Origin of the sequence: Wolbachia endosymbiont of Nomada ferruginata (assembly GCF_001675785.1) — a bacterium.
Lineage (GTDB): Bacteria > Pseudomonadota > Alphaproteobacteria > Rickettsiales > Anaplasmataceae > Wolbachia > Wolbachia pipientis.
This window is the reverse complement of record NZ_LYUY01000099.1, coordinates 1-4,413: the sequence shown is the minus strand read 5'-3', so window position 1 is coordinate 4,413 and position 4,413 is coordinate 1. Positions and strand designations below refer to the sequence as shown.

Here is a 4,413-nt window from a genome sequence, read left to right as displayed (position 1 = left end):
GATCTATGTTAAGGTATAGTAGGGGATCTATGTTAAGAGATACCGCGAATGAATCGCGGTATGACGGTGTAGATGATGGTTAAGTAATTCGTCATCCCGCTACGTGTTAGCGGGATCTAGAGATACCGCGGCGGTATAGCTATACCTTTTTTCTACTTAGTTTGGGTTATGCAAGAAGTCTATTCTGTTAACTCTTCCTTTTATTATTTTTCCTTCAGAAGTGCTATAATAAATAATTAATCTATTAATGTTAACCTTTATCCATGATTTGTAAGGATTAGAGGTGAAGATATGGCTAAAGGAAACAATACCCTATTAATATTTGACTTTGATAACACTATTACTAATGGGCACATGCACAATGCTTTTTCTAGGTTAAGCAAAAGTGACTTTGTTTCTACTCAAAATAATGCAGTGACTGACATTGATATAGGAAATTTTCTAGGGAGTACAGGTGGAATAAAAAATGAAGAGAGGTTGAAATCTACATTACAATCTGCACTTTCAGGTGGAATAGAAGTTAATATTGCATCATATACAGGATATCCAAATGCTGTAAAAAAAGTAGCGGAATATTATTTAGGTTTATCTGAAAAACAAACAGGTAGTATTTCTGTATTTGGTGGGTTTCCAGGAGATTATGATAGTCAGTTGCAAGAGTTAGATGTTAGAGAACAACAAAGTCAAGTCGGAAAGAATTTGCACATCTGTGAGGCAATTGTGAATTATAAGAACAATCACAATGGTCGGTTACCAAAAACTGTTATGTTGGTTGATGATAGTGTGGGTAACATAAAAAGAATTAATGAGTTCGTTGAATCAATGAGCAAAAGAAAGGGATGGCTTAAAGAAAATGGGCTGAGTGTTGAAGATATAAACAATATTAAATTTGAAGGCATTCAAGTACCTAAAGAGGACAAAAATGTTGGTTATCTAGAAAGAGTACAGGAGTTTGTCAATGCTAACTTGGTACAAGAACCAATTTATGAAAATTTAAGGGAAGAAGAATCACTATATGCTACAGCTAATAAAAGCACCATCTCCTTAAAAGAAGAAATGAAAGGAATTAGGCTTCTTCTGAATGAAGATGGTGTTAGATCAAAAAAAGCGATACATAATGTTCAAGATGCTTTTAAAAAACAAGTAATGGAAGCAATCAAAAAGCAAGGCTATAGTGTGAGTAGTGAGGAAAGAGAAAGTGGGATTACTGTTGAAGGAAGTAAACCAATAGACGTTCAGCAGATAATACAAGATAATTTTAGTCAATTCACAAAGTTACATGATAAGGCGCTTAATGATAACAAAAACGAAAATCTTAGGAAAAAAGAGCCCATATATCAGAACACTGAAGAGTTATTATCATCACTTCCTCAAAAAAGGAAATCAAGTGATGGTATGGTTGCTGATGGTGAGAATAAAAAACAAGATATTAAGGACATGTCGTCATCCGAAACACAAGCAAACCCAACACGCTCAAAACGTCATGCAATGATGCTTGACCCTCAGCAAATAGAATCTATATACCAGAATGCTGAAGAGTTATCACCAGGTAAAAAATACGCACATATTCAAATCGTTTCCTTAGCACAAGAATTCAAGGCAATCAAAGCTTTTTTTCAAGATTGTATTCAAGAGGTAATAAATGCTATTTGCAATTTATTTAGAAGAGAAGTGGCAACAAAAATTGAAGGGCAGGGCTATAATGTAAGTAATAAGCAAGGAAGTAGTGAAATTACTGTCAAAGGAAGTAAGCCAATAGATGCTTCAAGAATAAACAAAGATATTATTGTCGAGTCCTTAGCTCAAATAATCGAGAAAAAAGAGAAAATCAAAGATCTTAACAATAATTATAAAGGCGACCAGCTGGAGCAAAACATATCAAAGTTATTGAACGCTGATTTGCAAAAGAAAGATATAAACTCAAACTATAATGATGGGGAGCCTACACATCAGACCGTTCAAGAAGCACGGAACTATCATCGGCAAAAGAAAGACATAAACTCAAACTCTGTGAGAGGAAACTATAATGATGGGGAGCCTATATTTCAGACCGTTCAAGAAGCACAGAACTATCATCGGCAAAAGAAAGGTATAGACTCAAACCCTGTAAGCAAAAAACCACTTGCACCACCAGTACCTACTAAAAATTATACGGAAAGGGTTATACAAAGCAGAAATATAGAAGGGATTGGAAGAAATAAGTGATTTATGTGTAAAAAACAAGAGTTAACTGACAGAAGAATTAAAACTAATGCACTAAGCTTTAAGCATAGAAACCACTTTATTGTAACTTGGCAATGATTTAATTTCTCCAATTGCAGCTAGAGTGGTTTTTTCATGCTGAGATAATAATTCTTTTGCTGCTTTTTTTACGTTAGCAGTGGTAACTGCACTAATTTTTTCTATTAATTCACTTTTACTGATATATTTATTATAGTTACCGTAGTAGTGTCCCAATGTTTCAGCACGTGAGCTAACACTTTCGCGTGACATCAAAATTTGGGATTTTACTCGCTCTTTCACTCTATTTACCTCTTCTTCCTTCAGATTATCTGTAGACAACTTTTTCAACTCTGTCGTTATAGATTTTAAAAGCTTATCTAAGTTACTACTATCTGTGCCAGCAAAAATGGAAAACATCCCTGTATCAGTGTAGCTGGAATTAAATGAATAAACAGAGTAAGCTAATCCCTGCTTTTCCCTTACTTCCTGGAATAAACGTGATGACATTCCGCTCCCTAATATAGAATCAAGCACTTGAAACGTGTGATATTTATCGTCATGGCGAGAAACACTAGGTAGACCAATTAGCAAGTGCACCTGATCTAATTTACGATGTTCTAAATACTCACCACCAGTACAGCTCGCATTTTGGCTTTTTTTCAGCTCTTTAGAATGAATCTTTGAGAGAAAATCTTTGGTTAATGCAACAACTTCTTCATGTTCAACATTTCCTGCAACGGCAAATAGCATATTCTCACCAAAGTAATGCTCATTTATGTAATTATCTAGATCTTCTCGAGTAAAAGATTTTACAGTATCTTGCGTGCCTAAGATTGACCTGCCGAAAGGTTGATCTTTATAAGCTGCCTCAAAATATTTGTCGAAAACAATGTCACTTGGTGAATCATTAGTCTGAAAAATCTCTTGTATTACAACGCCCTTCTCACGTTCCAATTCATCTTCTGGAAATGTTGAATTCATCAATATATCTATTAATATATCAATACCAGTTTTGATGTCCTTCTTGAGAACTTTTGCATAATAGGTGGTGCTTTCTCTACCGGTGCTAGCGTTGAAAACTCCACCTATGTCATCAAAAGCTTTTGCAATTTCAAAGGCAGTTCTTGTCTTCGTCCCTTTGAAAGCCATGTGTTCTAGAAAATGGGATATTCCATTTTGATTTGCACTTTCCGCTCTACTGCCAACACCAACTCGTATACTTAAAGCTACGGAATCAATATCACGCACCTGCTCAGTTATTATGCGCAGACCATTATCTAATTTTGTTACCTGGGGTATATTCATCTCATATATTCTTCTAAGTTCTCTTCTGCAAAATCCCAATTAATCAAATGATCAAGGAAAACTTTTATGTAGTCAATTCTACGGTTTTGACAATCTAAATAATAGGCGTGCTCCCACACATCCATAGTGAGTAATGGAACTTGACCATAAATTAATGGCAAATCTGCATTTGGAGTTTTGGTGATTTTAAGCTTTCCTTTTTCAAACACTAACCACACCCATCCACTACCAAACTGGCTTACTCCATAATTGGAGAATTCTTCATAAAATTTATCAAAGCCACCGATATCGTCCTGAATTTTTTTTGCTAAAAGACTACTATCTTTAGGCTTACCACCACCATTTTTTTTCATTGAGTTCCAATAAAAAGTGTGGTTCCAAACTTGTGCTGCGTTATTAAATATAGGCAAGTTGCTGCTATTACCATGAACTTCTGTTATTAATCCCTCAATTTTCACATGCTGATAATCCGTATTTTCAACCAGCTCGTTGAGTTTATTTAAATACCCTTTATGATGCTTATCATAATGAAAGTCTAAAGTTTTTGCAGATATGTAAGGCTCTAAAGCTGTTTTATCATATGGTAATTCAGGTAAAGTAAAATTCATTCAACCTCCTCAATTTCTAACCTAGATAGTATTGCAATATGTGCTCTTGTGCAACATATAATTAATAGCTAAAACATTTAGGTATCTATTGCATTATTCTAAATTATACTACAATAACGATTATTATATAAGCCATAGAAATGGATTAAATGCAAAAGTTACTTGACACCCTTCGCCAACCCCCTTATCATGAAACTGAAGCTATTGTATTTGCTTTCGCCAATCTGCAGATTAAAAGGTAAGGATTACTTAATGTATCGGCGTCTTATGTTCAATT

The 4,413-nt window shown here is 34.6% G+C and carries 3 protein-coding genes; 1 reads left to right on the top strand and 2 read right to left on the bottom strand.

Features of this window, described 5'->3' with window-relative positions:
• Window positions 1-291 precede the first annotated feature (291 nt).
• A complete protein-coding gene (locus BA053_RS05330; RefSeq protein WP_065094890.1) occupies window positions 292-2,205 on the top strand; it encodes a hypothetical protein in 1,914 nt (637 codons plus the stop codon).
• 51 nt (window positions 2,206-2,256) lie between these two features.
• Here BA053_RS05330 and BA053_RS05325 read toward each other — a convergent pair whose 3' ends face one another.
• Both BA053_RS05325 and BA053_RS05320 read right to left on the bottom strand, forming a co-directional pair.
• Window positions 2,257-3,528, bottom strand: a complete 1,272-nt coding sequence (locus tag BA053_RS05325) for a M16 family metallopeptidase (protein WP_065094889.1) — start codon at window positions 3,526-3,528, stop codon at window positions 2,257-2,259.
• Window positions 3,525-4,136, bottom strand: coding sequence for a superoxide dismutase (locus tag BA053_RS05320; protein WP_065094888.1), 612 nt, complete (start codon window positions 4,134-4,136; stop codon window positions 3,525-3,527). Before BA053_RS05320 ends, BA053_RS05325 begins: the two co-directional genes overlap by 4 nt.
• Window positions 4,137-4,413 lie beyond the last annotated feature (277 nt).